The sequence below is a fragment of the Ferrovibrio sp. genome, assembly GCF_035304305.1.
Lineage (GTDB): Bacteria > Pseudomonadota > Alphaproteobacteria > Ferrovibrionales > Ferrovibrionaceae > Ferrovibrio.
The window spans coordinates 29,775-55,095 of record NZ_DATGQG010000023.1; the positions used below are offsets into that span (position 1 = coordinate 29,775).

Annotated in this window: 25 protein-coding genes and 1 pseudogene; 5 read left to right on the top strand and 21 right to left on the bottom strand. The window is 67.9% G+C overall.

Translation table 11 applies throughout. From position 1 onward, the window contains the following. Positions 1-10 precede the first annotated feature (10 nt). Positions 11-448: a flagellar FliJ family protein gene (locus tag VKZ87_RS02660; protein WP_324219698.1), complete on the top strand. Its 438-nt coding sequence runs from the start codon at positions 11-13 to the stop codon at positions 446-448. A 9-nt stretch (positions 449-457) separates the two neighbouring features. On the opposite strand, the gene VKZ87_RS02665 is transcribed toward VKZ87_RS02660, so the two are convergent. The 15 genes from VKZ87_RS02665 to VKZ87_RS02735 form a co-directional block, all read right to left on the bottom strand. Next, positions 458-1,369, bottom strand: a complete 912-nt coding sequence (locus VKZ87_RS02665) for a DMT family transporter (protein WP_324219699.1) — start codon at positions 1,367-1,369, stop codon at positions 458-460. Between the two features lie 66 nt (positions 1,370-1,435). Then, positions 1,436-3,265 (bottom strand): hypothetical protein, encoded by a 1,830-nt coding sequence (locus tag VKZ87_RS02670; RefSeq protein WP_324219700.1) that lies wholly within the window; start codon positions 3,263-3,265, stop codon positions 1,436-1,438. Positions 3,266-3,293: 28 nt separating this feature from the next. Then, positions 3,294-4,127, bottom strand: a complete 834-nt coding sequence (locus tag VKZ87_RS02675; RefSeq protein ID WP_324219701.1) for a MinD/ParA family protein — start codon at positions 4,125-4,127, stop codon at positions 3,294-3,296. Beyond that, complete coding sequence (locus VKZ87_RS02680; RefSeq protein ID WP_324219702.1) at positions 4,124-5,188, bottom strand: hypothetical protein; 1,065 nt, start codon at positions 5,186-5,188, stop codon at positions 4,124-4,126. The genes VKZ87_RS02675 and VKZ87_RS02680 overlap by 4 nt, the downstream gene beginning before the upstream one ends. An 11-nt stretch (positions 5,189-5,199) precedes the next feature. Then, the gene (gene flhA / locus VKZ87_RS02685) at positions 5,200-7,326 is read right to left on the bottom strand and encodes a flagellar biosynthesis protein FlhA (protein ID WP_324219703.1); all 2,127 of its coding nucleotides are present in this window, start codon (positions 7,324-7,326) and stop codon (positions 5,200-5,202) included. 33 nt (positions 7,327-7,359) lie between these two features. Continuing rightward, positions 7,360-8,727, bottom strand: coding sequence for a sigma-54 dependent transcriptional regulator (locus VKZ87_RS02690; RefSeq protein WP_324219704.1), 1,368 nt, complete (start codon positions 8,725-8,727; stop codon positions 7,360-7,362). Between the two features lie 35 nt (positions 8,728-8,762). Next, positions 8,763-9,047 carry a flagellar motor switch protein FliN gene (gene fliN / locus VKZ87_RS02695; RefSeq protein WP_414655618.1) on the bottom strand — a complete coding sequence of 95 codons (285 nt, stop codon included), beginning with the start codon at positions 9,045-9,047 and terminating at the stop codon, positions 8,763-8,765. 90 nt (positions 9,048-9,137) lie between these two features. Continuing rightward, positions 9,138-9,791 carry a FliH/SctL family protein gene (locus VKZ87_RS02700; RefSeq protein WP_324219706.1) on the bottom strand — a complete coding sequence of 218 codons (654 nt, stop codon included), beginning with the start codon at positions 9,789-9,791 and terminating at the stop codon, positions 9,138-9,140. A gap of 21 nt (positions 9,792-9,812) precedes the next feature. Beyond that, entirely contained in the window at positions 9,813-10,829 is a 1,017-nt protein-coding gene (gene fliG, locus VKZ87_RS02705; protein WP_324219707.1) for a flagellar motor switch protein FliG, read from the bottom strand. A 24-nt stretch (positions 10,830-10,853) separates the two neighbouring features. Continuing rightward, the gene (gene fliF, locus VKZ87_RS02710) at positions 10,854-12,503 is read right to left on the bottom strand and encodes a flagellar basal-body MS-ring/collar protein FliF (protein WP_324219708.1); all 1,650 of its coding nucleotides are present in this window, start codon (positions 12,501-12,503) and stop codon (positions 10,854-10,856) included. A gap of 209 nt (positions 12,504-12,712) precedes the next feature. After that, the gene (locus VKZ87_RS02715; RefSeq protein ID WP_324219723.1) at positions 12,713-13,027 is read right to left on the bottom strand and encodes a DUF1153 domain-containing protein; all 315 of its coding nucleotides are present in this window, start codon (positions 13,025-13,027) and stop codon (positions 12,713-12,715) included. An 87-nt stretch (positions 13,028-13,114) separates the two neighbouring features. Beyond that, positions 13,115-14,209: a FlgD immunoglobulin-like domain containing protein gene (locus VKZ87_RS02720; RefSeq protein ID WP_324219709.1), complete on the bottom strand. Its 1,095-nt coding sequence runs from the start codon at positions 14,207-14,209 to the stop codon at positions 13,115-13,117. Between the two features lie 21 nt (positions 14,210-14,230). After that, entirely contained in the window at positions 14,231-15,925 is a 1,695-nt protein-coding gene (locus VKZ87_RS02725) for a flagellar hook-length control protein FliK (RefSeq protein WP_324219710.1), read from the bottom strand. Positions 15,926-16,130: 205 nt separating this feature from the next. Next, entirely contained in the window at positions 16,131-16,913 is a 783-nt protein-coding gene (locus tag VKZ87_RS02730) for a class III extradiol ring-cleavage dioxygenase (protein WP_324219711.1), read from the bottom strand. A gap of 63 nt (positions 16,914-16,976) precedes the next feature. Further along, a complete protein-coding gene (locus VKZ87_RS02735; RefSeq protein ID WP_324219712.1) occupies positions 16,977-17,222 on the bottom strand; it encodes a hypothetical protein in 246 nt (81 codons plus the stop codon). A gap of 111 nt (positions 17,223-17,333) precedes the next feature. Here VKZ87_RS02735 and VKZ87_RS02740 point away from each other — a divergent pair, with 111 nt between their 5' ends. After that, positions 17,334-18,251, top strand: coding sequence for a LysR family transcriptional regulator (locus VKZ87_RS02740; RefSeq protein WP_324219713.1), 918 nt, complete (start codon positions 17,334-17,336; stop codon positions 18,249-18,251). Here the strand turns inward: VKZ87_RS02740 and VKZ87_RS02745 are convergent. The 3 genes from VKZ87_RS02745 to VKZ87_RS02755 are packed head-to-tail and all read right to left on the bottom strand — an operon-like array spanning position 18,248 to position 20,083. Beyond that, on the bottom strand, positions 18,248-19,270 hold the full coding sequence (locus tag VKZ87_RS02745; RefSeq protein WP_324219714.1) for a low specificity L-threonine aldolase: 1,023 nt from the start codon (positions 19,268-19,270) through the stop codon (positions 18,248-18,250). The two genes, VKZ87_RS02740 and VKZ87_RS02745, sit on opposite strands and share 4 nt — an antisense overlap. Before the next feature lies 1 nt (position 19,271). After that, on the bottom strand, positions 19,272-19,709 hold the full coding sequence (locus VKZ87_RS02750) for a M67 family metallopeptidase (RefSeq protein ID WP_324219715.1): 438 nt from the start codon (positions 19,707-19,709) through the stop codon (positions 19,272-19,274). Beyond that, the gene (locus VKZ87_RS02755) at positions 19,706-20,083 is read right to left on the bottom strand and encodes a hypothetical protein (RefSeq protein WP_324219716.1); all 378 of its coding nucleotides are present in this window, start codon (positions 20,081-20,083) and stop codon (positions 19,706-19,708) included. Before VKZ87_RS02755 ends, VKZ87_RS02750 begins: the two co-directional genes overlap by 4 nt. A gap of 34 nt (positions 20,084-20,117) precedes the next feature. On the opposite strand from VKZ87_RS02755, the gene VKZ87_RS02760 reads away from it, so the two are divergent. Both VKZ87_RS02760 and rpoH read left to right on the top strand, forming a co-directional pair. Continuing rightward, on the top strand, positions 20,118-21,110 hold the full coding sequence (locus VKZ87_RS02760) for an RluA family pseudouridine synthase (protein WP_324219717.1): 993 nt from the start codon (positions 20,118-20,120) through the stop codon (positions 21,108-21,110). Between the two features lie 175 nt (positions 21,111-21,285). Further along, entirely contained in the window at positions 21,286-22,194 is a 909-nt protein-coding gene (gene rpoH, locus VKZ87_RS02765; protein WP_324219718.1) for an RNA polymerase sigma factor RpoH, read from the top strand. A gap of 99 nt (positions 22,195-22,293) precedes the next feature. Here rpoH and VKZ87_RS02770 read toward each other — a convergent pair whose 3' ends face one another. Then, a complete protein-coding gene (locus VKZ87_RS02770) occupies positions 22,294-23,292 on the bottom strand; it encodes an AraC family transcriptional regulator (protein ID WP_324219719.1) in 999 nt (332 codons plus the stop codon). A 178-nt stretch (positions 23,293-23,470) separates the two neighbouring features. Between VKZ87_RS02770 and VKZ87_RS02775 the strand changes: the two genes are divergently transcribed. Then, positions 23,471-23,839: a DsrE family protein gene (locus VKZ87_RS02775; protein WP_324219720.1), complete on the top strand. Its 369-nt coding sequence runs from the start codon at positions 23,471-23,473 to the stop codon at positions 23,837-23,839. Between the two features lie 118 nt (positions 23,840-23,957). On the opposite strand, the gene VKZ87_RS02780 is transcribed toward VKZ87_RS02775, so the two are convergent. Both VKZ87_RS02780 and VKZ87_RS02785 read right to left on the bottom strand, forming a co-directional pair. Further along, the gene (locus VKZ87_RS02780) at positions 23,958-24,662 is read right to left on the bottom strand and encodes a hypothetical protein (RefSeq protein ID WP_324219721.1); all 705 of its coding nucleotides are present in this window, start codon (positions 24,660-24,662) and stop codon (positions 23,958-23,960) included. A gap of 113 nt (positions 24,663-24,775) precedes the next feature. Beyond that, positions 24,776-25,321: pseudogene (locus tag VKZ87_RS02785) on the bottom strand (BCCT family transporter); the annotation flags it as partial.

The window sequence follows — 25,321 nt, forward strand, 5'->3', positions numbered from 1 at the left end:
GTAACGGCAGATGCGCGGCGTGGATGGACTGATCCGTTTGTGGAAATGGCGCCTGGACGAGCGTCGGCGCATCGTCGTCGACCTCGAGATCCTGCGCAGCGGCATCGAGCGCCAGATGGTGAAGCTGGACGAGGAACTGGAACACGAGCGCAAGGTCGCGACGCAGCATTACGAGGCCAGCCTCGGCTTCGCCAATTACCGCAAGGCCAACCGCGAGCGCCGCGCCAATCTGGAAGCCTCGCGCGAGGAGGTGATCGACCGCATCGCCGCGGCCCAGGAAGAGGTCAACGCCGCCTTCCGCGAGCTGAAGAAATACGAACTCGTGCTCGAGAACTGGGAGCGCCGCGAGCGCCAGAAGCAGGAGCGCCGCGAACAGGCCGAGATGGACGAGGCCGGCCTGCAGGGCTTCCGCCGCCGGCAGGAAGCGCCGGAGAACACGCCGGGCTGAATATGCCCGTCAGGCCCGCGAGCGACGGATAAGAGACAATACCCGCCCGTCGATGGCGAGGAGGCCGAGCGCGATGATCGCCATGCCGGCGAAATGGCGCGGCGCCAGCTGCTCGCCCAGCACCAGCGCGCCGAGCAGGATGGCGCTGACCGGCACCAGCAGGGTGACCAGGTTGACGTTGCTGCCGGCCACCGTCATGACGCGGAAGTAGATCACGAAGCCAAGGGCGGTGGAGAGCACCGCAAGCGCGACGATCGCCGCGATGGCCGGCCAGGACGGCGTCGCGATCTGCCAGCTCTGCTCGACCAGAAGCGCCAGCGGCACCAGGATCGCCGAGGAAGCGATGAACTGGCCGCCGGCCACCTGCATCGGCGCCACGCCGAGCCGCGAAAAGCGGCGGCTGTAGACCGCGCCGAGGGCATAGGAAAGGGTCGCCAGCAGGCAGGCGCCCTGCGCCAGCACGTTATGGCCGATGCCCGACAGCAGATCGGTGCCGATCATCACCGTGACGCCGGTGAAGCCGATCAGCACGCCCAGCAGCCGGGGCGGCGTCAGCTTCTCGTCCGCGGTGAAGACATGCGCCACCAGCACCGTGAAGATCGGCGTCATCGCGTTGAGGATCGAGGCGAGGCCGCTCGGGATCTGGCTCTGCGCCCAGAAGAACAGGCTGAAGGGAATGGCGTTGTTGAGCAGGCCCGAGACGAGGAAGCCCTGCCAGACCTCGCGCCGCCAGGGCAGGACCAGCCCGGAGAGCCGCAGCACGATCTGCAGTATGACAGCCGCCAGCAGCACGCGGATCGCGGCAATGGTGAGCGGCGGGACTTCCGTGACCGCCACGCCGACGAAGAAAAACGAGCCGCCCCACAGCACCGAGAGGAACAGCAATCCCGCCCAGGCGCGGTTATCCATCTGCTGAGACATTGATGGCTTATAGGGCAGCCGCGCGCAAAGTGCATCCCGCTTCTTGCGGCCATCTTCCGCGAAGGCTCAGGCCTTCACCTCGGTGCTCGGCCCCGCGGCTTCGAGCTCGGGACTCGGCCAGGCCAGCGGCTTCTCGCGATCGTGGAAGCGGATGCTGCCGGTCATGCCGGTGACCTCCAGCGCGCTGGTGAAGATCTCCGTCACGTCGAGGCGGAAGGCGGGGCCGAATTCGCTTTCCGAGCGCAGGATGAGATCGAGCTGCTTTGCGCCGACGAAGCCGTCGAACTGGATCGGGCCGGTGCTTTCGAGGTCGAAATCGATGATGAAGCGGGTCTGCTGCTGTTGCCGCTTCGGGTCGCGCCGCCGCCGCATGAAGATGTGGATCGGCTCAACCCGGCCGCCGACCAGCATCGGCATGACCAGCGCCTGCCAGTCGCTGTCGCCCTGGCGCTGGTTAAGCCGCCCGAGCTCGCGGAAATCGTCGTCCAGCCGGCGCAGCAGATCGCTTCTGCCCGCCTGTTCGAGCTTGCGCGCAGCCTCCGCGCCCAGCCAGGCCTGCGCCGAACCGATCGCCGCGGCAGCCATGAACTGCAGCGCGGTCGAGGCCAGCCGCGCATTGGGCTGCGGCAGCAGATCGGCCTGCAGCCGCTGCGCCAGCGCGGGATCGGCGGCACGCAGGGCATCGAGCGTCTGCTGCAGGACCGGCCATTCGCCCTGCAGCCGGCTCAGCACACCGGCCAGCGGCGCCGGACCGACCTGTGTCGCCTGGGCCGACGGGCGCACCAGCGCGGCGAGCTCGAACGAGATCTGCGTGCCGGGCGGCAGCGGCTGCGGCAGGCTGAGCGACAGCACGCCCTGCGGCGTCGAGACGGGCACCTGCCCGGGTTGCCCCTGGCCCGAAACGATACCGGTGATCTGCGGCGGCATCGCGCGGGGCGCCGCACTCTGCTGCGCCATCGCGGCTGGAGACGCAGCAGCCGGCGGCTGTGGCGATGCCAGTGACGCATTCGGCAGTGTCGGACGCGTCTCAAGGGCAACATTCGGCAGCGGCGACACCGGTGCCTGCGCGACCGGCGGGGCAGCGGGCGTCGCGGTCGGCGCGGTGGGCGCCGCGGCCTGCGGCGCAACGGGTGCCGGTGCTGCAGGCTGCTGGACCGAAGCCGGCGGCGACACGGATTTCACCACCAGCTGCAGCTGGCTGCCCGGCGGCAGAGTCTGCATCGGCGGCGGTGTCGCACCGGATGCCGCCGCCGGTGCGGGCGGCGGCGCGGTCACCGTGGCCGACAGCGTCTGGCCCGGCTGCGGCAGGCTGGCCGGTGGCAGGGCGGCGGACGGCAGCGGCGGACTGGCCGCAAGCTGCATCTGCGCCGCGCTGGGCGGCTGTACCATGGCCTGCAGCGGCGGCTGCAGGCTGGCGCCATTCGCATGGGTGACGGTCGCCTGGTTCGGGCTGGCCGGATTGAGCTGAAGCTTCAGCGCCGCGTTCAGGACCGCGACATTGGCCTGTTCGAGCGCCGCGGCGAGATTGTTCAGCGCCAGCGTGGCGCCGGCCGCCGTGCGCACCAGCAGCGCCGCCTGGTCGCGTGCCACCACGGTCGCGGTGATCTGGCCGCCCTGGGCCAGTTCACGCAGGGCGGCGGAAATCTGCGCCGCCGGATCGGCGCCGGTCGGTGTTGCAGCCGGCGGCTGCTGCGGATTGGGCGGCGGCTGCCCGCCAGCCTGACCGGTCGGCGACGGCGGGACGGATTGCTGCGGGGCGGGTTGCTGCGGAGCGGGTTGCTGCGGAGCATGCTGTTGCGGAACCGGCTGCGGCGACGGCGATGCCGGCGGGCTACCGGCCGCCGGTGTTGTGGCCGGCGGAACGGACGGCGGAACGACCGGACCGATGTCGCTCATGGCGAATCACCCGGTCCGGCATCACGGCTCAGAGCCGCGCCGCGTGCGGCACGCGCGTCAGGCTCGCCGCCAGCGCTTCCACGTCCTCCGCCGCCTCGCACATCGGATGGCGCGTCAGCAGCGGCACCTGGTTGCGGATCGCATCCCGCACCTTGTCGTCGCGGCGGATCACGCCGGCCAGCGGCGGCGAGTATTTCAGGAAATTCTCCGATGCCTTGTTCAGCTTGGCATGGGTGCGCTCGCCCTCGCGCGTGGTCGGCGCGATATTGACCACGACGCGGACATCGGCGTTGCGGTCGGCCATGCGCGCCAGCTTGATATAGGCATAGGCGTCGGTCAGCGCGGTCGGCTCGTCATTGGTCACCACCAGCGTGATGCCGGCCGCCGCCGAGAAGGTGCGCACCACACCGTCCACACCGGCGCCGAGGTCGATGATCACCCGGTCGTAGCTTTTCGCCACCTGCATCAGCTCGTCGCGCAGATCGGTCAGCGCCGCCTGGTCGAGCGTCGCCAGCGACGCGGAACCCGACTTGCCGGCGATGATGTCGAAACCGGCCTCGGACGGCATGATGGCCTCGGCGATGCTGAAACGGCCGGCGATCACGCTGCCCAGGTCGCGATCCGGCATCAGGCCGAGCTGGATGTCCACATTCGCCAGGCCGATATCGCCGTCGAAGAGCAGCACACGCTGGCCCTGCCGCGCGAAGCAGTGCGCCAGGGTAACGGACAGCCAGGTCTTGCCCACACCGCCCTTGCCCGAGGCGATGGCGATCACATGGGGCTGTCGCAGCGCCGCCGCCGGATGGCGGGCGGGTCTCTGGGTGGTCGGAGGCGTGGATGTCGTCATGATGGTCCCGGTCATTCGGCGGCCTTCAGTGCAGCGGGTTTCAAATGAATGTGGTCGTCAGGTGCGGTCTCGTCGGAAGCGGCCGCATCGGGATCGGCCAGCAGGCGATGGGCCAGCGCGAGCGCGTCGAGGCGTTCGAAGCCTTTGCCGACGAAGGGGCTGGCACCGGCATCGGCAAAGGCCAGGCCGCCGAGATCGGCGGCCGCGAGCAGTCCGCCCAGGCGCCGCGCCGTATCCAGCCGCGTGGCGACATAGCGGCGCGCACCGAGCGCCACCGCCTGCGCGGCCAGCTCGCCGGTCTCCATGGCATCCATGCCGGCGGCAAAGACGGCGACGGGTTCGGCCCCGCTCGCCTGGATGATTTCCTTCAGCGCCTTTCGTTCGGCGGACGAATGCAGGTTGATGCCGGCGGTGTCGATCAGCAGCTTGGCATCGCCGGGGGCGGCATCGACGGTGCGTTCGAGTTCCGCGGCGTCGGCGGCCTCGGTGAACGGCGCCTTCATGATGCCGCAGAGCGCGGCCAGCTGGTCGCCGGCTGCCGCCCGGCTGACGTCGCAGGAGATTACCTGCACCGGCCGGCGCTCCATCACGCAGCGCGCGGCCAGCTTCGCCGTCGCGATCGTCTTGCCGCTGCCGGGCGGGCCGATGACGATCAGCGGGCGGTTGTCGGTGCTGAGGCCCGGGAAGCGGTACATCTCGTCCAGCGCCTCGGCCAGCACGCCCACGGGATCGTCGAGGCCGACCCGCTGCACGCCCTGGACCAGGCGGTCGGCCGTGCGCGATGGCACGCCATGCCAGGCCAGCACGGTGCGGATGAGCTCCACCGTCTGCTCGATGCCGCCGCCGAAATCCTCATCGGGAACGAACAGCCGGCCATTGCCCTCGCCGTAGCGCAGGCTCTGCGCGCCGCTGGTGACGAAGTCGTCCTCGACATGCTGCTCCAGCGCGGCGGTGATCTCGACGCCGCCATTGCGGTGCGTCAGCGTCGAAACGATGATCGCCTCGTCGCCCAGCGTCTGGCGCACGAGGTCCATCGCCTCGCTCATGGTTGCCGCCTGGAAGGTCTTCAGCCGCATCGCCTAAGCCCTCAGATCTGCCCCACCGTCCGAAGCTTGGCCTTCGGATGGATTTCCTGCTGCGACATCACGACCGTCGCCGGCCGGAAACGCTCGATGATGGAGCGCACATAGGGCCGGATGGTGGGGCTGGTCAGCAGTACCGGCATATGGCCCTCGCCCGCCAGACGCTCGAAGGTCTGGCGCACCTGGGCGATGAAGTCCTGCAGCTTGCTCGGCTGCATGCTGAGCTGGCGCTCCTCGCCCTGCCCGATCAGCGCCTCGGCGAAATTCTGCTCCCATTGCGGCGACAGCGTCACCAGCGGAATGAACCCGTCGGGGCTGACATTGGCATTCGAGATCTGCCGCGCCAGCCGCGAGCGGACATGCTCGGTGATCTGGGTGATGCTCTGGGTATAGCCGGTGGCTTCGGCGATCGCCTCGAGGATGGTGGCGAAGTCGCGGATCGACACGCGCTCGGCCAGCAGGTTCTGCAGCACGCGCTGGATGCCGTTCACGTTGATGCGGTTGGGCAGAACCTCCATGACCAGCTTGTCGTTGGTCTTCTTCAGCTCCTCGATCAGCTTCTGAGTCTCGGCGAAGCTGAGCAGGTCCGGCATGTTGTCCTTCACCACCTCGGTGAGATGGGTGGTGATGACGGTGCCGGGGTCGACCACGGTGTAGCCGCGGAACATCGCCTCGTCGCGCAGGGCCTCGTCGACCCACATGGCCGGCAGGCCGAAGGTCGGCTCGATGGTTTCCTGGCCCTGCAGCGCGATCCGCTCGCCGCGCGGGTCCATCACCAGCAGCATGTTCGGCTTCACCTCGCCGCGGGCGGCCTCCACTTCCTTGACGCGGATGACGTAGGTCGTGCCCGGCAGCTGCATGTTATCGAGGATGCGCACGCTGGGCATGATGAAGCCCATGTCGATCGCGATCTGCCGGCGCAGCGCCTTGATCTGGTCGGTCAGGCGATAGCCGCGCGCGTCGTTGATCAGCGGCAGGAGGCTGAAACCAAGCTCGAGGCGCAGGTCATCGATCGCCAGCGCATTGGTCACCGGCTCGTCCAGCGGATTGACCGGCGCCGGCGGGGCCGGCGGCGGCACGAAGGCCGCGGCTGCCGCCTTCTTCTCCTGCTCCCAGGCAAGATAGGCCAGGCCGCCCATGACGATGGCCAACACCATGAACGGCATGAAGGGCATGCCCGGGATGAGCGCGAAGGCCAGCGCCAGGACAGCCGACATGCCCAGTCCCTTGACCGAGGAGAGCTGCGCGGACAGCGCCTTGTCGGTAGAGCCGGTCACGCCGCCCTTGGACACCATGATACCGGCGGCCACCGAGATGATCAGCGCCGGGATCTGCGACACCAGGCCGTCACCCACGGTGAGGATTGAATAGGTGCCCACTGCCGCGGCAAACGTCATGTCGTTCTGCAGGACGCCGATCAGGATGCCACCGATCAGGTTGATGAAGGTGATCAGCAGGCCGGCCACGGCGTCGCCGCGGACGAATTTCGAGGCACCGTCCATGGAGCCGAAGAAGCTGGACTCATCCTCCAGTTCCTTGCGGCGGGTGCGCGCCGTCGCCTCGTCGATCAGCCCCGCGGACAGATCGGCGTCGATCGCCATCTGCTTGCCCGGCATGGCATCCAGGGTGAAGCGCGCCGAGACCTCGGCGATGCGGCCCGAACCCTTGGTGATGACGACGAAGTTCACGATCACCAGGATCGCGAAAACGATGATGCCGATCACCAGGTTGCCGCTCATGACGAACTGGCCGAAGGCCTCGATCACATGACCGGCGGCATCGGTTCCTTCATGACCATTGCCGAGGATTAGGCGCGTCGACGCCAGATTCAGCGCCAGGCGCAGCATGGTGGTGATCAGCAGAACGGTCGGGAAGCTGGAGAATTCCAGCGGCCGCTGGATGAACAGGCAGGTCATCATGACCATCACCGACGCGGTGATCGACACCGCCAGCGCGATGTCGAGCATCCAGGTCGGCATCGGCAGGATGAGAACCGACAGGATCGCCATGATGCCGATGGCGAGCATGATGTCGCCATGGGCGCCGAGCCTGAAGCGGCCGAACAGGCTGGACACGCTGCCACCGCCGGTCAGCGGCGTTGCAGGCATCTCTGCCGGCGCGTTCTCAGCCATGCTTGCTCCTTACCCCCTGCAGGCGGACGGCGGTCAGGCCGTTGCCCGTGTCCCCTCGTTGGCGGCCGGAATGACCAGGCCTTCGTCGGTATACTGCTTCAGCTTGTTGCGCAGCGTGCGGATCGAGATGCCGAGGATGTTCGCGGCATGCGTCCGATTGCCCAGGCAGTGTTTCAGCGTATCGATGATCAGGTCGCGCTCGACATCGGCCACGGTGCGGCCGACCAGCGAACCGGCCGATGCCTCTCCCGCAGCGCCGGTGGCAGCCGCGGCGCCGCCGCCGACCGCGTCGGCCAGGGCCGTGCCGTCGGGCAGGCGGATGTCGCCCAGCTCGATCTGCGCGCCGGTGGCGAGCAGCACGGCGCGGTGCATGGTGTTCTCGAGCTCGCGCACGTTGCCGCGCCAGGGTGCCTTGCGCAGCGCGTCCAGCGTCTCCGGCGCCAGCGGGCGCTCCGGCACGCCGTTGGCCTCGGCGTATTTCTTGATGAAATGCGTCGCCAGCAGCTCGACATCGGCCGGACGGCTGCGCAGCGGCGGCAGCTTGAGATTGACGACGTTGAGGCGGAACAGAAGGTCTTCGCGGAAAGTGCCCTTCGCGACCTCGTCAGCGAGATTGCGGTTCGAGGTGGCGATCACGCGGATATCGACCTTGACCGGCTTGCTGCCGCCGATGCGGTCAATCTCGCGCTCCTGGATGGCGCGCAGCAGCTTGGCCTGCAGGCGCACGTCCATCTCGCTGATTTCGTCCAGCAGCAGGGTGCCGCCGTTGGCCTCCTCGAACTTGCCGAGACGGCGGGCGACGGCGCCAGTGAAGGCACCCTTCTCGTGACCGAACAGCTCCGATTCCAGCAGGGTGTCGGGGATCGCGGCGCAGTTGACCGAGACGAAGGGCCGGTCGCTGCGCGGCGAACGCGCATGGATGAAGCGCGCCATCACTTCCTTGCCGGTGCCGCTCTCGCCGGTGATCAGCACCGAGGCCGAACTCGGCGCGATCTGCTCCGCCAGCTTGACCACCTGCCCCATGGAGGGATCGCGGAACAGCATCTGGTGGCTGTCTTCCGTCACCGCCTCCAGCACGGCGGCAATGAGATCGGGCTCGGGCGGCAGCGGCAGGTATTCCTTGGCGCCGGCGCGGATGGCAGCCACGGCGGCGCGCGCGTCGTTGCCGATGCCGCAGGCCACGACCGGCAGATTGATGCGCTCCAGCTTCAGGCTTTCGACCAGATGCTTCACGTCCAGGCTGACGTCGATCATGGCGAGATCGGCACCGCGGCCGGCCCGCAGCGCATTCAGCGCCTGTTCGATATCCTCGACCTGCGACACCTTGGCGCCGCGCTGCAGCGCGATACGCGTTGCCGCGCCGATCTGCCCGTTAAGCGTCCCGATGATGATCAGCCGCATGATCCGCCCCGAAGCCTCTTAATCCTGCCGCGGCATCAGCCGCTGCGTCCGCCCTTGATGATTTCCGTCATGGTCACGCCGAGGCGGTCTTCCACCACCACCACCTCGCCGCGCGCCACCAGCCGGTTGTTGACATAGATATCGATCGCCTCGCCGACCTTGCGGTCGAGCTCGACCACCGCGCCGCGCCCCAGCTTCAGCAGCTGGCTGACCTGCATGTTGGCCTTGCCGAGCACCGCCGAGACATGCACCGGGATGTCGAAGACGGCCTGCAGGTCGGCCGCCGTGCGTGCCGCAAGCGGGTCGTCCTCATCCATCATCCCCGGACCCTGGTCGAGGTCCTTCAGTTCGAGATCTTCGTTCTCAGCCATACTCACACCTCCCGCCGCGGCCGTGACGCGGCGAACGAATTACGGTTGCGGCTCGCCAAGCTGCCCCTGCAGCCCGGCGACATAGCGTTCGACCGCCTGGTCGACTTCCTGTTCCAGCAGTTTCTGCTGCCGTTCGGCCGATCCGTCGGCCCAGTCCACGCGGCAGTCCGTCGGCGCCATGGCGGCATCCGGCACCAGCACGACCTTGCCGCCGAAGCCCGACTGGGCGACCAGCTGATCCACGCGCTGGTTCAGCAGCTCCACCACCGACTCGGCAGCGCGCACCACCAGGCGCGGCTCGTCACGCATGTCATCCATGCAGCGCAGCACGAGGGCTTCGACCTCCACCTGCGGCTGGCGCGCGATCAGGCGGCCGGCCAGCTTGCGGGCGATCGCCGCCGCCAGCTCGACGGCTTCCTTGCGCGCGGCGATACGCGAGCGTTCCTCGGCACCGGCTATGTCGGCCAGGGCCGCCGCGATGGCCTGCAGCGCCTGCTCCAGATTGTGCTGGTGCTCGCCATAGGCAGCCTCGCGACCGGCCGCCTCGCCCTCGGCGCGGGCGGCGATCCGGGCCGCCTCGATGTCCTCGGCGGAGAATTTCGGCGGCGGCGGCTTCGGCGCATAGGAACGTTCGACGCGCGGCTTCGAGCCGTCGAAGGGCATGTCGAACAGATATTTCGCCTTGCTTGCCATGAATGCTTACGCCTGCCGTCCTCAGTAGATGAGTTCGTCTTCGCCCTTGTTGTCGGCCAGCATGATCTCGCCCTTCGCCGCCAGTTCCTTGGCGGTGTTGACCATGATCATCTGCGCCTCGTCGACATCCTTGAGGCGCACCGGCCCCATCGATTCCATTTCCTCGCGCAGCAGCTTGGCAGCGCGTTCGGACATGTTGGAGAAGAACAGGTCGCGCAGGGTCTCGGAGGCGCCCTTGAGGGCGAGGCCGAGCTTTTCCTTCTCGACGTTCTTGAGCAGCGTCTGCACGCCCGAGGGATCCAGCTTTATCAGGTCCTCGAAGGTGAACATCAGCGCCTTGATGCGTTCGGCTGCGTCGCGGCTGCGCTCTTCCAGCGCGGCGAGAAAGCGCGCCTCGGTGTTGCGGTCGAGGCTGTTGAAGATTTCCGCCATCATCTCGTGGGCGTCGCGCCGGTTGGTGCGCGCCAGGTTCGACATGAATTCCGTGCGCAGCGTCTGTTCGACCTTGTCGAGGACTTCCTTCTGCACGGCCTCCATGCGCAGCATGCGCATGACGACTTCCATCGAGAATTCCTCCGGCAGGGCCGCCAGCACGCGGGCGGCATGTTCGGGCCGGATCTTGGACAGCACGACGGCGACCGTCTGCGGGTATTCGTTCTTCAGGTAATTCGCCAGCACGCTTTCGTTCACGTTGGCGAGCTTGTCCCACATGGTGCGGCCGGCGGGACCGCGGATTTCCTCCATGATCTGGTTGACGCGCTCGCTGGGCAGCGCCTTCAGCAGCAGGCGTTCGGTGCTGTCGAAGGTACCGGTCAGCGAGCCCGTGGAGGAGAAGTTGTTGACGAATTCCAGGAACAGCTTTTCGACGATCTCGGAGCTGACGGCGCCGAGATTGGCCATGTTCTGCGAGATTTCCTTGATTTCCTCGTCGTCCAGCAGCGGCCAGAGCTTGGCCGAATGCTCCTCGCCGAGGGCCAGCATCAGCATGGCCGCCTTGTCGGGGCCCTTCAGCTGGCGGAAATCCTTTTCACTTGCCATGGCGCGCTCCTGCCCGCTCTGCCGTTACGTCGCCTGGTAGAGCCAGTTGCGGATGATCGAGACCGCTTCCTCGGGATGCTTGTCGACGATCTCGCCGATCTTCTTCAGCGAGGAGGCCTTCACCTGGCCCTCGATGCGGGCGATGTCGATCATCGATTCGATGCCGGGCGTCGGCGGCGCCATGCCCATGTCCGGCGCGGCCGGCAGTTCGGCGATCGGCGCGCCACCCACCACCATCGGCAGGGCCGGCTGCATCGGCGTCAGCATGCCCGGCGGAATGTCCTCGCTCTCCTTGGAGGCTTCCAGAACGCGGCGGATCAGCGGGCGCACCACCAGAAGCATCGCCAGCAGGCCGAGCAGCACATAGCCGGCAATCTCGCCGATCTTGAACAGCTCGGCCTTGGTCAGGCCGAGGAAGACCGGCAGGGAAGCGGGATCGACCTCTTCGGGAATGTCGCCCGGCTCGGCAAAGCGCATGGAGACCACCTCCACGGTGTCGCCGCGCTGCTGGTCGAAGCCGATCGCGTTGCGCACCAGCGCCGTCAGCTGCTGCAGCTCTTCCGGGCTGCGCGGCTGGTAGGCGCGCTGGCCCTGGCCGTCAACGAGGACGACATGGTTGACCAGCACGGCCGCCGAGACGCGGCGGATCACACCGGCCTCACGCACCTGGGTACGCACCGTCTTGGAGATCTCGTAATTGACGAGTTCCTCGGTGCGGTTGGAATTCGAGGTCGCCTGCGCGCCGGCGCCCTGCCCCTGCGCCTCAGGCAGATTGTTGGCGACGGTGACGGCGTTCTGGCCTTCCTGGGTCTGGTTGTTTTCCGAGATGGTCTGCGTCGAGCGCACCACCGCGGCATCGGGATCGTAGAGTTCCTGGTTGGTGGTGACACGGTCGAAATCCATGTCGACGGAGACCTCGGCGCGGACATTGCCGACGCCGACCGAGCGCTCCAGCAGCTGCTCGATATTCTTGCGCAGGCGGTCTTCCGACTGGCGCCGCATGTCGGCCAGGCGGTTGGCCGCCGCCGTCGCGGGATCGGCTTCCTCCTGCATGCCCGCCAGCAGGTTGCCGCGATCATCCACCACGGCGATGCGGCTCGGCTTCAGGTCGGGTACGGCCGAGGCGACGAGATTCTGGATGGCACGGACCTGCGGCTGGTCGAGCCGGCCGCCCTTGGTCTTGACGATGATCGAGGCCGAAGGCTCCCGCTGCTCGCGGCTGAAGACTTCGCGGCGCGGCAGGACGAGGTGAACGCGGGCCGAGGCCACCTGATCGATCGAGCGGATCGTGCGCGCCAGTTCGCCTTCCAGCGCGCGCAGGTGGTTCATGTTCTGCATGAAATTGGTTGCCGACAGGGCGTTGGCCTTGTCGAAGATCTCGTAGCCGGCGCTGCCGCCCGACGGCAGGCCCGACTCGGCCAGCTGCATGCGGATGCGCAGCATGCGGTCTTCCGGCACCAGGATCTGCGCGCCGTTGGACGCGAGCTGGTAGGGGATTTTCTGCGCCTCGAGGCGGTTCACGATCTCGGCCGAGGATTCCAGGTCGAGATTGCCGTACAGCAGCACCATCTTGGGCTGCGTGACCTTGATGCCGAGGAAAACAAAGAAGCCGATCAGCACCGCAGCGGTTGCCGCCAGCATAGCCAGCCGCGCAGGACCGATGTTGCGCAGCATCGTCATAATTCCGTTCACGGCTTCACCCCATGACCCGAGCGCCAGCCAGGCGCCTCGCAGCAGGTGCCCCCTGCCTCGAGCGTCACGGTAGAAACCCGGAATGAAAAAGAGGTTAACACCCCGGCAAAATTTGCCTACCGGGGCTGTCTGACCGACCGGGGTGACCGGAAAGAAATGTCTGAGCTGCCGGGCGAATCCGGCAGCGGCCGTTACTCCGCCGCGCGGCTGCGGGCCGGCGGGGATTTCAGGCTGCCGGCACGGTAATCCTGCAGCCGGGTGGTGCGCAGCCCGGGCAGGCCATGCTGGTCAATGGCGCGCTGCCAGGACAGGAATTCCTCCACCGTGAGCGAGTAGCGCTTGCAGGCGTCCTCCAGGGTCAGCAGTCCGCCGCGGACAGCCACCACCACTTCCGCCTTGCGGCGGATCACCCAGCGCCGGGTATTCGGCGGGGGAAGGGTTTCCAGGGTGATACGCTGACCCTCGGGGCCGACGACACCGGCTTGCGGATTCTGCGACGGGTGCATCCGCGCTCGCGAATTGAAGGAATGGACCTGATGCATGCTAGGTTTCCGCCTTTTAACAAAGCCCTAAACGCAATGGTTAACAGCAGCTTACGAATGCACCGCGAGAACCCATGACGGCGGAACGCCCAGGCCGCCAATGGAGAACATCGCCTGCATATTCTCGAAGGCCACGCTGTCGATCCGGCCGCGGCCAAGAACATCCACGCCCACCGGCTGGCCATCGGCGGTCTTCGCCTCGACCTTGATCTTGTAGATCTCTCCGGCCTTGGCGGTGGTGCCATCGGACTTGCTGCCATCCCAGCTGAAATCGTGGCGGCCCTTGCTGGCGTCGCCGGTGGTCTCGTAGACGAGATTGTTGTCCGAATCGTAGACCTTGATCGTGACGTCCGCCGCGCCATGGCCGACGCCGTAGGACCAGCGGACGCTGCCGTTCTGGCAGACGCTGTTCTCGCCGTAGAATTCGACGTCCTTGCCGATGTAGTTGACGTAGGAGCCGTTCTCCTGCGGGATCGTCGGCATCGTCCCGGCGCTGCGCAGGGCAAGCACCTGGTCGACTTCCATCCGCTTGCCATCGACCAGCAGATAGTCGACGCCGTCGATCCGTTCGACGCCCTCGACGAGGCCGCGGGTCATGATCGTGGCCTGCATGTCGTTGCCGGACGCATCCTTGGCCACGACTTCGAGCGTGTAATCGCCGCCCAGCGCCTTCATGCCGCCGGCCACCGTGCCGTCCCAGAGGAAGGTATGCTCGCCCTTCTGGGTCTGCATGTTGGCGACGTGGACGATCTTGCCGTTCTTGTCGATGACACGCAGCTGCCCGCTGGAGGCTTCGGCCGGCAGCTCGTAGTACCAGATCGCCGGCGAATTGGAGGTCAGCGTCGCCTTGTTGGAATCCAGGTCCACCTGCTTGCCGATATAGTTGACGAGGTTCGAGCTCTTCTCGGCCTCGAACATCGCAATCAGCTTCTCCAGATTCTTGTTCTGGTTGATCGCCTGCTCGACCTGGCTGAACTGCACCAGCTGGTTGGTGAACTCCTTGGAGTCCATCGGCGAGGTCGGATCCTGGTTCTTCAGCTGCGTGGTGAGCAGCTTCAGGAACATGTCGAAATTCTTCGCCAGCGAGACGCCGGCGTTTTCCGCCGCTGTCTGCGTGGTGCCGGTTCCGGAGACGGAGGTGACCATGGCGCTTCTCCTGGGATCGCGTCAGATGCGGATGTCGAGCCCGCCGCGCGCATCGGCGGCGCGCTGGGCATTGGCGGCGGCAATCGCCGCGGGATCGGTGGCCTGGCCGGCACCGGCATAATCGTCATGGGCATGGCCGCGCTGACGCGTGCCGCCGCCCTGCCCGTCGCGGCCCTCGCCGGCCTGGTTCTGGTCGCGCAGCTGGAAGCTCAGCGAGTCGGAGCCGGTCTTCAGCCCGGCATCGCGCAGCGACTGATCGAGGCTCTGCGCGTCACGCTGCAGCATGGCGAGGGTTTCCGGCTTGTCGGCGGCGATGACGGCCATCAGCTTGCCGTCATGACCGACTTCCATCTTCACCTCGACCTTGCCGAGGCTGCCGGGATCGAGGCGGATGGAGATCCTGTCGAGCCCTTCACCGATGCCGCGCTTGATCTGCACCGCGACCTGCTCGCCGGCCGGGACATATCCGGCCAGATGGCGCGCAGCGGTCTGCGTCGCCGCCTGCTGCGAGGCCTGCGTGGAGGCCGCCGCCTGTGCGGCCTGCGGCGCGCCGTGGGCGGTCAGATGTGGCGGGCTGTGCGGCTGCGCTGCGGCAGGCTGCGGCGCGGCATCGCTCTGGGCCTGCAGGACGGCGGCGAATTTGGCCTCTGGCGCGGCCGGCTGCGGCTGCGGCTGGGCCTGCTGCTGCACCAGGGCCAGGCTGGCATCCTCGGCCGCATCGTCACCCTGCATCGAGAGCAGAGCGGACTGGTCGACCAGCGTCTTCGGCGCCTGCTGTGCCGACTGCACCTCCACCGTCACCGTGCCTTCAGCGGCCGGCCTGGCAGCTGGCTTCACGGCCTGGGACGCCGTTGCCGGCGCCTGCTGGTTCTGGGCCGCCAGCGCCTGCTGGATGGCCGCGAAGTCTTCCGCCGACATATCCTGCTGCTGCATGAGCAGGGCAGCCGCACTGGTTTCCGTCGTCTTCGCAGCGGCGGTCAGATCAGGCTTCACCGCCGGCTGTTCGGCACCCTCCGGCAGGACCGGAACCCGCGCGGCGGCAGCGGCCTTCATGGCGGCGGCGTCAGCCGCTGCCGGCGCGACGACGGGCGCAGCCGGCGCTTCGCCGGCCGGGACGTCCGGCTGGACTGAAGCCAGCGCGGCCAGATCCTCAGCCTGCGCCGGCGCGACCTGCTGACCTTCGGGCGCAACCTGGCCCTCCTGGAGCAGGTTGAGAATCAGCAGCAGCTCCGACGGCGCCATATCGGCAGCCACCGGCACCGTCTCCGGCAGGGCGCCGTCCTCGGTTTCGGCCGGGACCGGCGTTTCGGCCGCGGCTGTGGCCTCGGTCGCATCATCCTCCGCGGCGGGTTTGTCGGTCGCCGTCTTGGCATCCGCGGAGTCGGCAGGCTTTGCGCTCTGCGTCTTCTCGGCCGGACGGGTCGCCGCGGCCTGGGTCTTCTCGGCCGGCTTCGACGGCGCTGCCGGCTGTTTTCCGCGGCTGGCGGTGGCCGGCGGGTCGCGACGCTCGCCCGAAGACTTGTCGCTGGCGCGCGGCGGCTGACGGCTGGCCATCTCCGGGGCGGCCGGTTCGGCCGCACGGGTCACCGACTTCGTCCCGCTGCCGAAGAAGGCATTCTGCAGCATGCGCGCGAACTGCTCGGCGCGGCTGCCGGTATCCTCGGCAGGAGCGGTCGATGCAGGGGCGGCAGACGGGGTCAGCGGTACGACTTGCATGGCAATCCTCAATTCCTCGCCACCGGAGGAAGCAAGGGCCGGGCCAACGCCGCACGCCGCGCTAAGTTATTGACTTAGAATACATAAGAGCTTGATTTAGCCGGGGGCAGCAGCGGCCTGTCTTGCCGCCCGGCAGATTCTGCCGGGTGCTTCGCGGGCCGGGCGAGAGGTCGCTCGGGAGCGGTACGCGACCGGCCTGACGGATCTAGTTGAACAGGTAGGTATCCATCGCCAGCGAGCCATGGGCGAAGCTGGCATGCAGGCGTTCGGCCGGATGCTGCGGCGTCGCCGCGCCCAGCGCCACATAGAGCGGCAGCAGGTGCTCGTCGGTCGGATGGCTGCGCTGCGCATGGGGTGCCTGGCGGCGATAGTCCAGCAGCGCAGCGTCGTCGCGGGCCTGCAGTTTCGCCGCCATCCAGCCGGCGAATTCCTCGGCCCAGCCGGCGATGCCGCCGCTGTCGTCGCGCGACAGTTCGCGCAGGTTGTGGGTCAGCGAGCCGGTGGCCATGATCAGCACGCCCTCGTCGCGCAGCGGCGCCAGCGCCCTGCCGATGGCGGCATGATACGCCGGATCGCGATGCGGCTGCAGCGACAGCTGCAGTACGGGGATGTCCGCCTCGGGATAGATCAGCGCCAGCGGCGACCAGGCGCCGTGATCGAGGCCGCGTTCCGGATCAAGCCGCGCGGGATGGCCCGCTTCCTCGAGCAGCGACTTGATGCGGCCGGCGAGCTGCGGCGCGCCGGGGGCCGGATACCGCATCTGATACAGCGCCGGTGGAAATCCGTAGAAATCGTGGATGGTGGCCGGCTGCGCCGTGGCGCCGATTTCCGGCGCCTCGGTTTCCCAATGCGCGGAAACGGCCAGTATCGCCTTCGGCTTCGGCCAGTGCTGCGACGCACCGCGCAGGAACTGGTGCGCCGGGCGATGGGGTTCGAGTGCCAGCATGGGCGAACCATGGCTGACGAAAACAGCCGGCAGGCGGGTCATGGGAAAAGCCTCGAATGGAACGTCGGACTTCACCTATGCCCGCCGCCGCGCCGCCGCAAGACGTTACTCCGCGGTCACCAGCAGCTTGCGGCCGACCTGCCGGTCCGGCAGCCGCGACGGCGCATGCACCAAAGCATGCAGGAACCGGCCGAAGCCCCGGATGAGACGGCCCACCTGCTGGCTCCGGAGGTCCCGGGCCCGGTTGCGGTAATAGGCCTGCTCGGCGGCCGAGACATAGCGGATGGAGAAGGCCTCGGCGGTCGGCAGACGCGCGTCGAGCCCTGCGGTGAAATGGGTGGTCTGGGTCATGGCGCCGGTCCTTTTTTTGTGGGTGGCTTGACTCAGGTAGGCCAGATCCATCTGTTCATTAATATGGAGAAATGGCACTATTTGATGACACAGATTCATCAATGAGGCCCCATGAGTCGCCTGGCCGACATGGAAGTCTTTGTCGCGGTTGCAGAAGCGGGCAGCTTCACCGCCGCGGCCGACGGCCTGCGCATCACCCCGTCGGCGGTCAGCAAGGTGATCGGCCGGCTGGAAGACCGGCTCGGAACCCGGCTGCTGCACCGGACCACGCGGCGGGTCAGTCTCACGCCCGAGGGCCGCGCCTATCTCGACCAGGTGCGCCAGATCCTCGCCGACATCGATGCCGTGGAGTCGAGTGTCGGCGGCGCCGAGGCCGAGCCGCGCGGTCAGCTCCGCATCAACGTCGCCCATGGCTTTGGCATGACGCAGATCGTGCCGATCATCCCCCGCTTCATGGCCCGCTATCCCAAGGTGGATGTGCGCATCACGTTTGCCGACCATGTCGTCGACCTGGTGGCCGAGGGGGACGACATCGCCATCCGCATGGGCACGCCGGGCGACGACAGCCTGATCGCACGCAAGCTCGGCAGCCATGCCCGGCTGGTCTGCGCCGCGCCCTCCTATCTCGAACGCCACGGCGTGCCGCAGAAGCCGGCGGATCTGCTGCATCACAACTGCCTGCTGTTCGACAGCGCGGAGAGCCTGAACCACTGGCCCTTCTACCGGCCGGACGGCAGCATCGAGCGGATTTCCGTACGCGGCAATTTCAGGGCCAACAGCGGCGACGCACTGTTCCGGCTGCTGCTCGATGGCGTAGGCCTGTGCTACGCCGCCGATTTCGGCATCGCCGAGGCCCTGCGGGAGGGCAGTCTCGTTACGGTGCTGCAGGACTGCTCCGTGCCGACGACATGGCCGATCTACGCCGTCTATCCGGCGCGCAAGCACCTGGCCGCCAAGGTTCGCGTCTTCGTCGACTTCCTCGTCGAGCATTTCAGCCCGACGCCGCCCTGGGCGATCGGGAAAGCCTAGCCCGCCGCGAGCTTCAGCAGTGCGGCGACATCCGCCTCGGTCTTGTCGAAAGAGCAGACGAAGCGGTGCATCCTGCCGTCCCATGACCATGGGTGAAACTGCGCCCCGCCGGCCTTCAGGCGCGCCACCATGGCATCGGGCATGGTCGCGAAGACCTCGTTCGCCTGCACCGGATAAGCGACGGTGACATCGGGCAGCGTCCGCAGGCCATCCGCCAGCTGCTTCGCCCGCGCATTGGCCTGCCGCGCCAGCTTCAGCCACAATCCGTCCTGCAGCATCGCCAAGAGCTGCGCGGAGATAAACCGCATCTTGGAGAAGAGATGTCCGCCGCGCTTGCGGCGGTAGAGGAAATCCTGCGCCAGCTCCGGCCGGAAGAAGACCACCGCCTCGGCGGCAACGGCGCCGTTCTTGGTCGCGCCGAAGCTCATCACATCGACGCCGGCGCGCCAGCTCAGATCGGCCGCGCTGGCATTGATGCCGGCCACCGCATTGGCAAAGCGCGCGCCGTCCATATGCAGGCGCAGGCCGTGCTCGCGGCAGATCGCGGCGATCGCCGCGATCTCGTCAGGCGCATAGACCGTGCCGGATTCGGTGGCCTGGCCGATGCTGACGGCGGCCGGCTGCGGATGATGCTGCACGCCGCGCCAGCCCTGGCCGAGCGCCGTCTTCAGCGCATCCACATCGATCTTGCCGGCCACGCCCGGCAGCGTGAACAGTTTTGCCCCGCCGGTGAAGAATTCCGGCGCATTGCATTCGTCCACCGCGATATGGCTTTCCTCATGGCAGTAGATCACGCCGTGGCCCGGGGTGATAGCGCTGAGCGAGAGCACGTTAGCCGCCGTGCCTGTGGCAACCGGAAAGACGCGGCATTCGGTCTCGAACAGCGCCGAGAAAGCGGCATCCAGCTTGCGGCTCCACTCGTCATTGCCATAGGCCGAAGCCGTGCCGTGATTGGCATCCGCCAGGGCGGCCATGATTTCCGGCGCGGCGCCGGAGATATTGTCGCTGCGAAAATCCATGTCAGGAATCCTGCCGTACGATATCAAGCGGAAACGGCGCGAAGCCGTGATCGGGAGTGAACCGGAAGGCGCGCGGCAAGCCCGCCCTGCCCTTCTCCACCGCGCTGATCAGCCAGAGCAGGGAGGGATCGTTCGCCATGGCGGCGTCCTTCGCCGAAGGCTCGGCGCGGCCATCGGGATGGGAATGGAAATGCGCAATCAGCCGCTCGTCGCCGCCGCTCTCGCGCAAGCGACGCAGCAGCGCGATATGGGTGGCGGGATCGAATTCGAATTCCTGTTCCGGCGCGGCGGCGACATTGGCGCCTTCCACGATTTCCGACACGACGCGGCGTGCTTCCGTCTCGCGGCCGACCAGCAGCGCGCAGGCCTCGCGCGGATAGGCGGCTTCCGCCAGCCGCACAAGATGCGCGGCCTGCGCCGAGGTCAGCACCAGCGTCATCTCTCGACCTGGATGGTGAGGCTGTTGAGCGGCTTCAGCGTGGTGGCGTCCAGCGCATAGAGCCGCTCGGTGCCATCGGCCAGCCGCACGCGTACCACGACGCGGCTGCCGGTGGCGAAGACGTCCGTCACGCGGCTGTTGCTCGGCAGGGTGAGTGCGAAGTCCTCCACGGCGATGCTGCGCGGCTCCGCCGCTGCGGGCGCCGCCTCGGGCCGGTTTTTCAGATGCGCGCCGGTGGCGAGCAGCACGAAAAGCAGGATCACGCCGCCGATCAGCACCACGCCCAGACCGATGACGAGCCGGGTCAGCCACTTTATGCTGGGCTCCTGCTGGGCGGCGGCCTGCCGCAACACATCCGCATTCCGATCGGCCATAACGCTCCCGATGCCTTCCGCCCCGACTCAGGCGATGAACGTCCAGATCCTGCCGCCGGCGACCGACAGCGATGCCGGCGAGCGGCTCGACCGCTATCTCTCCACCCGCCTGGCGGATGCCGCCCGCTCGCGCTCGCGGCTGAAGGCGCTGATCCTGGAGGGGCACGTGCGACTGGTCGACGCCGCAGGCGGCGCGACGATAACCGACCCCTCCCGCAAGATCAAACCGGGCGAGATCTACGCGGTCGGCGAGCCGCCGCCGGTCGCCGCCGACCCTCAGGCGCAGGACATCCCGCTCGACATCGTCTACGAGGACGAGCATCTGATCGTGGTGAACAAGCCGGCCGGCCTGGTGGTGCATCCCGCGCCGGGCAATCCGGAAGCCACGCTGGTGAATGCCCTGCTGCATCACTGCGGCGACAGCCTCTCGGGCATCGGCGGCGTGAAGCGGCCCGGCATCGTGCACCGCATCGACAAGGACACCTCGGGCCTCGTCGTCGCTGCCAAGACCGACCGCGCGCATCAGGGCCTCGCCGCGCTGTTCGCCGAGCACGACATCGAGCGCGCCTATGACGCGCTGGTCTGGGGCCATCCCAATCCGCCCCATGGCACCATCGAGGGCGATATCGGCCGCGACCCGCGCGACCGCAAGCGCATGGCGGTGGTGAGCCGCAACGGCAAGCCGGCGGTGACCCATTACGAGACGCGGAAGCTGGTCTACGACGCGAAGGGCCAGCCGGTCTGCGCCCTGGTGCGCTGCCGGCTCGAGACCGGCCGCACGCATCAGATCCGCGTCCACATGACCAGCCGCGGCAACCCGCTGGTCGGCGACCAGACCTATGGCCGCTCGCGCAGCCTGCAGCGATTCGCCCTGGACGACGCGGCACGGGCGGCGCTGGCGGGGTTCCGCCGCCAGGCGCTGCACGCCGCCACCCTGGGTTTCCGGCATCCGGTCGGCGGCCGGGTTCTGCGGTTCGAGGCGCCCCTGCCGCCGGATTTCGCCGCCCTGCTGGCGGCGCTGGGCTGAGGACCGGGCCGGGTTCGGCCGGTTTTGTGACCGACGGCACACAGAATTCCCGGATTACCGCCCCATTGGCGCCATATTCGGCCCGTTAACTCCTTGCAACGATGAAGAGCGATACCATGTTGATGCCGAGCCACTCCGGGATTGCCCGGGGGTCGGCCGGGGGAGTTAATCAGTAATGAGCACCGCAGCGAGCCTTCCTGCAATTTCTGCCACCGAAGGCGGCCTTGCCCGCTATCTGGCTGAAATCCGCCGGTTTCCCATGCTGGAACCGGAGGAGGAGTACATGCTGGCCAAGGCCTGGCGCGACCACGGCGATGTCGAGGCGGCGCACAAGCTGGTGACCAGCCATCTGCGGCTGGTGGCCAAGATCGCCATGGGTTACCGCGGCTACGGCCTGCCGGTCGGCGAACTGATCTCCGAGGGCAATGTCGGCATGATGCAGGCGGTGAAGCGCTTCGATCCCGACAAGGGCTTCCGCCTGTCCACCTATGCCATGTGGTGGATCCGCGCCTCGATCCAGGAATACATCCTGCGCTCCTGGTCGCTGGTGAAGATCGGCACCACCGCCGCCCAGAAGAAGCTGTTCTTCAACCTGCGCCGCCTGCGCGGCCAGATGAAGGCCATCGACGGCGGCCAGCTGACCCCGGACCAGGTTGAGAAGATTGCCAACCAGCTGGATGTCAGCAAGGAAGAGGTCATCACCATGGACCGCCGACTGGCGGGCGGCGATACCTCACTGAACGCGCCCCTGCGCGGCGACGAGGAAAACGGCGGCGAATGGCAGGACTGGCTGGTGGACGAAACTCCGAACCAGGAAACCCGTCTGGTGGAAGGCGATGAGTTCGACAGCCGCCGGGAGCTGCTGGCCCAGGCCATGCAGAACCTGAACGAGCGCGAGCGCGACATCCTGGTGCAGCGCCGGCTGACCGACGAGCCGACCACGCTGGAAGACCTGTCGACGCGCTACGGCATCAGCCGCGAGCGCGTGCGCCAGATCGAGGTGCGCGCCTTCGAGAAACTGCAGAAGGCCGTGCGCGGCGCCGCGGCGCGACGCGATGCCGGCGAGGCGGTGGCGACGGCCTGATCATCCGGCCCGACATTCGGAAACGACAGCCCGGCGGCGCAATCCGCCGGGTTTTTTGTTGCCTGGCGGTCCGAACCGGCCGGTTTCGCAATCATTCCGTCAGGCCTGACGCCGCGCCTTCTGTCGCCAGGCGGCGGGCGGAATGCCGTAGGTGCGGGAAAAGGCACGGTTGAAGGCGGCCTCGGTGCCATAGCCGGCTTCCTCGGCGATCGCGGCGATGGTCCGGCGCGTCGTGCCCAGCGCGACGCTGGCAAGACAGAGCCGCCAGTCGCGCACATAGCGCATCGGCGAGGTGCCGAGCACCGTCTCGAAGCGTTCCGCCAGCACGCTGCGAGACAGGCCCGAGGCGGCGGCAAGCTGCTGCACCGACCAGTCGCGGCGCGGCGCCTCATGGATCAGCGACAGGCAGCGCGAGAGCGCCGGATCGCCCAGCGCCGCCAGCCATCCTGCCGTCGCGCCGCCGGCGCCGACCAGGCGATGCCGCAGCAGTTCGATGAACAGGATCTCGGTCAGCCGCTCCAGCATGCCGCGGCTGCCGGCGCGCGGCATCTCGGCTTCGGCGATGATCTGCGACACCGTGGCACGCAGCCAGCTCAGGCCGCCGTCGCCGTCATTGGCGCCGCGCGTGCGTACATGGATCAGCACCGGCAGGGCCTCGCGCAGCGGCCGGAAGCCGAGCGAGTCGCATTGCAGGAAGCCACAGAGAATCCGCACGCGGTTTCCCGCCGCCGGATCGCCATGGCGCACGATCGGCAGGTCGCGCCAGGGCCTGGGCGGCAGGCCGGCGGTGGGGGAGACGAGCGATCCGCCGCGGCCGGCGCCGAGCTGATGCCCGCTGGCAAAGGGAAAGGCCACCACGTCGCCGGCCTCCAGCTCGGTCCTCACCCCGTCGAGCACCATCCAGCAGCGGCCCTCGACGATGATGTGGAAGGGCATGACGACGCCGGCGCCGAGTTCGCCCAGTTCCGATCCATGCCCGGTTTCCCAGTCGCCGTTCGAGATGAAGCAGAACTGCAGCGAGCCGGCCAGCCGGATGGTCTGCAGCACATCCGACAGCACGTCGGCTCCGGAAGGCCCGGCAGGCGCAGGGTTGCGCATGGCGCCCGCCCGGCCCACCGCCCGCACGGACTGCGCCGCCGCGCCGGAGCCGTCGGCAGCCCGCCGCAGACGCGGTTTTTCGGTCAAGTGATTCGGCAAACCGGCCAAAGACCTGTCACTCCTTCCGCCGTATAGAGCCGCCCTCGCCTTCAGGTATACCAACTGCGGAGATTGCACCATGACGACCGGCACTGACAAACTCGTGATCCTGGCCACCAAGGGCATCGATTCGGAGCTGTCCTCGGTGGCCTTCACCATCGCCCTCGGCGGCCTGACGGCCGGCCTGAAAGTCTCGATCTTCCTGACCAGCGCCGCCGTCGACCTGGTGCGCAAGCGGGGTCAGGCCATGACCCATGTACCGCCGCTGCAGCCGCTGGCGGCGATGATCGAGGATTTCCAGAAGCGCGGCGGCACGATCTGGGCCTGCACGCCCTGTGTCCAGTCGCGCGGCTACGAACAGGCCGACCTGCTGGACGGCGTGATCATCACCGGCGCCAGCGTGATGCATGCCCAGATCCGGGAAGGCGCCGCGACGCTCTCCTTCTGATCCCGGCAAAAAGAAGCCCGCGATCAGGGATCGCGGGCAAGTCGGTACCAACAAGGAGGCTGTCACCCCTCGGGATGACCCCGTGACGCCGCGGCCGGTTCGGCCGCGGCGAATCGCTTCAGCATTCCCAGCCGTCTTCGTCCGTCAGCATCGCGGCAAGCCGGTCCTGGTCGGATTGCGGCTGCGGCTTGGGCTGCGGCAGTCGGATGTCGTTCTCCGGATCGGAACGCAGCCAGGAGATGTCCGGCCTGGTCGAGCCGATCTCGCGATAGCCGCGCGGATTGCGCTCGGCGGAAGACTGCGTGGCAATCATCCGGTCGGGCCGGCGGCCCTGCTGCTCGCGGCTTTCCGCCTCGCGCTGGCACTGCTTGCGGATCGCCCAGGCAAGCGCCTGCGCCAGTTCGCGCAGCAGCTTCAGATCGCGTTCGGACCAGTCCGCGCCACTGGTGAGCCGCTCGGCGCGGAACACCGCCGCCGGATGCCGGCGGCCGTCGACCAGCAGAAGGTCCAGCCGACTGCGCTCGGCCGGCGCCTCGCCCGCCTCGGGCACGACGTCGTCACTGGTGATGGACGCCAGGCCCTCGAGCGCGGCCTTGAAATAGGGCTCTGCCGCCGCGCGCGGAATCACCGCGCCCTGCTGGATGCGGCCGTCGCGGCTGTCCACCAGCCGGTGGCAGACCATGTCGCCCTTGTTGTCGAAAAACCAGACACTGGCGCGGGTGGCCGACGTCACCTCGATGGTGTCCAGGCACATCGCCTCGCAGATGAGGCCGATCCCTTCCGTGCCGACGCCGAATTCAGCCGCTTCCTGTGTCCTGAGCATGAAACCTCAACCCCGCGGCGGAATGCCGTCGGGGGTGAATGTAGGCATATGGCCCGGCGCCGAAAGTTACGGCTCGGTAACACAAAGTTAAGAAACGATAACCTCGCGCAGCGTCACCAGCCCTTCCATTTCGCATATTCCGCGAGGAAGTCGTCGATCAGCGCCTGCCGGTCGAGACTGGCGATCGCGAAGGGCCGCGCGATGCCGCCGCGCGGCAGGATCTCCGCCGTCGGACGGTCCGACTGTCGCGGCCTGGTGAGCTGCGCCATCGAGAAGGACAGGGCGTGATAGACGCGGCCGCGAATCGCGTAGCGGAATTCCTCCTCGCCGCGATAGCGGACGATGAGCACGGCGTAGTACCGCTGGTGGTCGATCAGCGCTTCGCGACCATGCTGCCGCAGCTCCACGGCGAGATCGGAGAAGGCCGGCAGCACCACGGTCTCGATGAACTGCGCCACCGCGCCGCGCGCCGTGTCGAAGCGGGGATCCGGCGGTGCACTCTGCCGCTGGTCGCGCCGTCCGAGAATGGAGCCGAGCCTGCTCCGCCAGTCGCCCGTCCGCCCCGGTGCGGCGGCGCCCTGCCCGGCGGTTTCCATCTCGGGCAGGCGCCGGCGCCGGCGCCGCTCGGCATGCAGGCCGCGATACACGCTCCAGCACAT

What these genes read in the sequence shown, in the direction of transcription:
- VKZ87_RS02660 (WP_324219698.1), top strand. Translation starts at nt 11, where the DNA reads ATGCGCGGCGTGGATGGACTGATCCGTTTGTGGAAATGGCGCCTGGAC.
- VKZ87_RS02665 (WP_324219699.1), bottom strand. Translation starts at nt 1,369, where the DNA reads ATGTCTCAGCAGATGGATAACCGCGCCTGGGCGGGATTGCTGTTCCTC.
- VKZ87_RS02670 (WP_324219700.1), bottom strand. Translation starts at nt 3,265, where the DNA reads ATGAGCGACATCGGTCCGGTCGTTCCGCCGTCCGTTCCGCCGGCCACA.
- VKZ87_RS02675 (WP_324219701.1), bottom strand. Translation starts at nt 4,127, where the DNA reads ATGACCGGGACCATCATGACGACATCCACGCCTCCGACCACCCAGAGA.
- VKZ87_RS02680 (WP_324219702.1), bottom strand. Translation starts at nt 5,188, where the DNA reads ATGCGGCTGAAGACCTTCCAGGCGGCAACCATGAGCGAGGCGATGGAC.
- flhA (WP_324219703.1), bottom strand. Translation starts at nt 7,326, where the DNA reads ATGGCTGAGAACGCGCCGGCAGAGATGCCTGCAACGCCGCTGACCGGC.
- VKZ87_RS02690 (WP_324219704.1), bottom strand. Translation starts at nt 8,727, where the DNA reads ATGCGGCTGATCATCATCGGGACGCTTAACGGGCAGATCGGCGCGGCA.
- fliN (WP_414655618.1), bottom strand. Translation starts at nt 9,047, where the DNA reads ATGATGGATGAGGACGACCCGCTTGCGGCACGCACGGCGGCCGACCTG.
- VKZ87_RS02700 (WP_324219706.1), bottom strand. Translation starts at nt 9,791, where the DNA reads ATGGCAAGCAAGGCGAAATATCTGTTCGACATGCCCTTCGACGGCTCG.
- fliG (WP_324219707.1), bottom strand. Translation starts at nt 10,829, where the DNA reads ATGGCAAGTGAAAAGGATTTCCGCCAGCTGAAGGGCCCCGACAAGGCG.
- fliF (WP_324219708.1), bottom strand. Translation starts at nt 12,503, where the DNA reads ATGCTGCGCAACATCGGTCCTGCGCGGCTGGCTATGCTGGCGGCAACC.
- VKZ87_RS02715 (WP_324219723.1), bottom strand. Translation starts at nt 13,027, where the DNA reads ATGCACCCGTCGCAGAATCCGCAAGCCGGTGTCGTCGGCCCCGAGGGT.
- VKZ87_RS02720 (WP_324219709.1), bottom strand. Translation starts at nt 14,209, where the DNA reads ATGGTCACCTCCGTCTCCGGAACCGGCACCACGCAGACAGCGGCGGAA.
- VKZ87_RS02725 (WP_324219710.1), bottom strand. Translation starts at nt 15,925, where the DNA reads ATGCAAGTCGTACCGCTGACCCCGTCTGCCGCCCCTGCATCGACCGCT.
- VKZ87_RS02730 (WP_324219711.1), bottom strand. Translation starts at nt 16,913, where the DNA reads ATGACCCGCCTGCCGGCTGTTTTCGTCAGCCATGGTTCGCCCATGCTG.
- VKZ87_RS02735 (WP_324219712.1), bottom strand. Translation starts at nt 17,222, where the DNA reads ATGACCCAGACCACCCATTTCACCGCAGGGCTCGACGCGCGTCTGCCG.
- VKZ87_RS02740 (WP_324219713.1), top strand. Translation starts at nt 17,334, where the DNA reads ATGAGTCGCCTGGCCGACATGGAAGTCTTTGTCGCGGTTGCAGAAGCG.
- VKZ87_RS02745 (WP_324219714.1), bottom strand. Translation starts at nt 19,270, where the DNA reads ATGGATTTTCGCAGCGACAATATCTCCGGCGCCGCGCCGGAAATCATG.
- VKZ87_RS02750 (WP_324219715.1), bottom strand. Translation starts at nt 19,709, where the DNA reads ATGACGCTGGTGCTGACCTCGGCGCAGGCCGCGCATCTTGTGCGGCTG.
- VKZ87_RS02755 (WP_324219716.1), bottom strand. Translation starts at nt 20,083, where the DNA reads ATGGCCGATCGGAATGCGGATGTGTTGCGGCAGGCCGCCGCCCAGCAG.
- VKZ87_RS02760 (WP_324219717.1), top strand. Translation starts at nt 20,118, where the DNA reads ATGAACGTCCAGATCCTGCCGCCGGCGACCGACAGCGATGCCGGCGAG.
- rpoH (WP_324219718.1), top strand. Translation starts at nt 21,286, where the DNA reads ATGAGCACCGCAGCGAGCCTTCCTGCAATTTCTGCCACCGAAGGCGGC.
- VKZ87_RS02770 (WP_324219719.1), bottom strand. Translation starts at nt 23,292, where the DNA reads ATGCGCAACCCTGCGCCTGCCGGGCCTTCCGGAGCCGACGTGCTGTCG.
- VKZ87_RS02775 (WP_324219720.1), top strand. Translation starts at nt 23,471, where the DNA reads ATGACGACCGGCACTGACAAACTCGTGATCCTGGCCACCAAGGGCATC.
- VKZ87_RS02780 (WP_324219721.1), bottom strand. Translation starts at nt 24,662, where the DNA reads ATGCTCAGGACACAGGAAGCGGCTGAATTCGGCGTCGGCACGGAAGGG.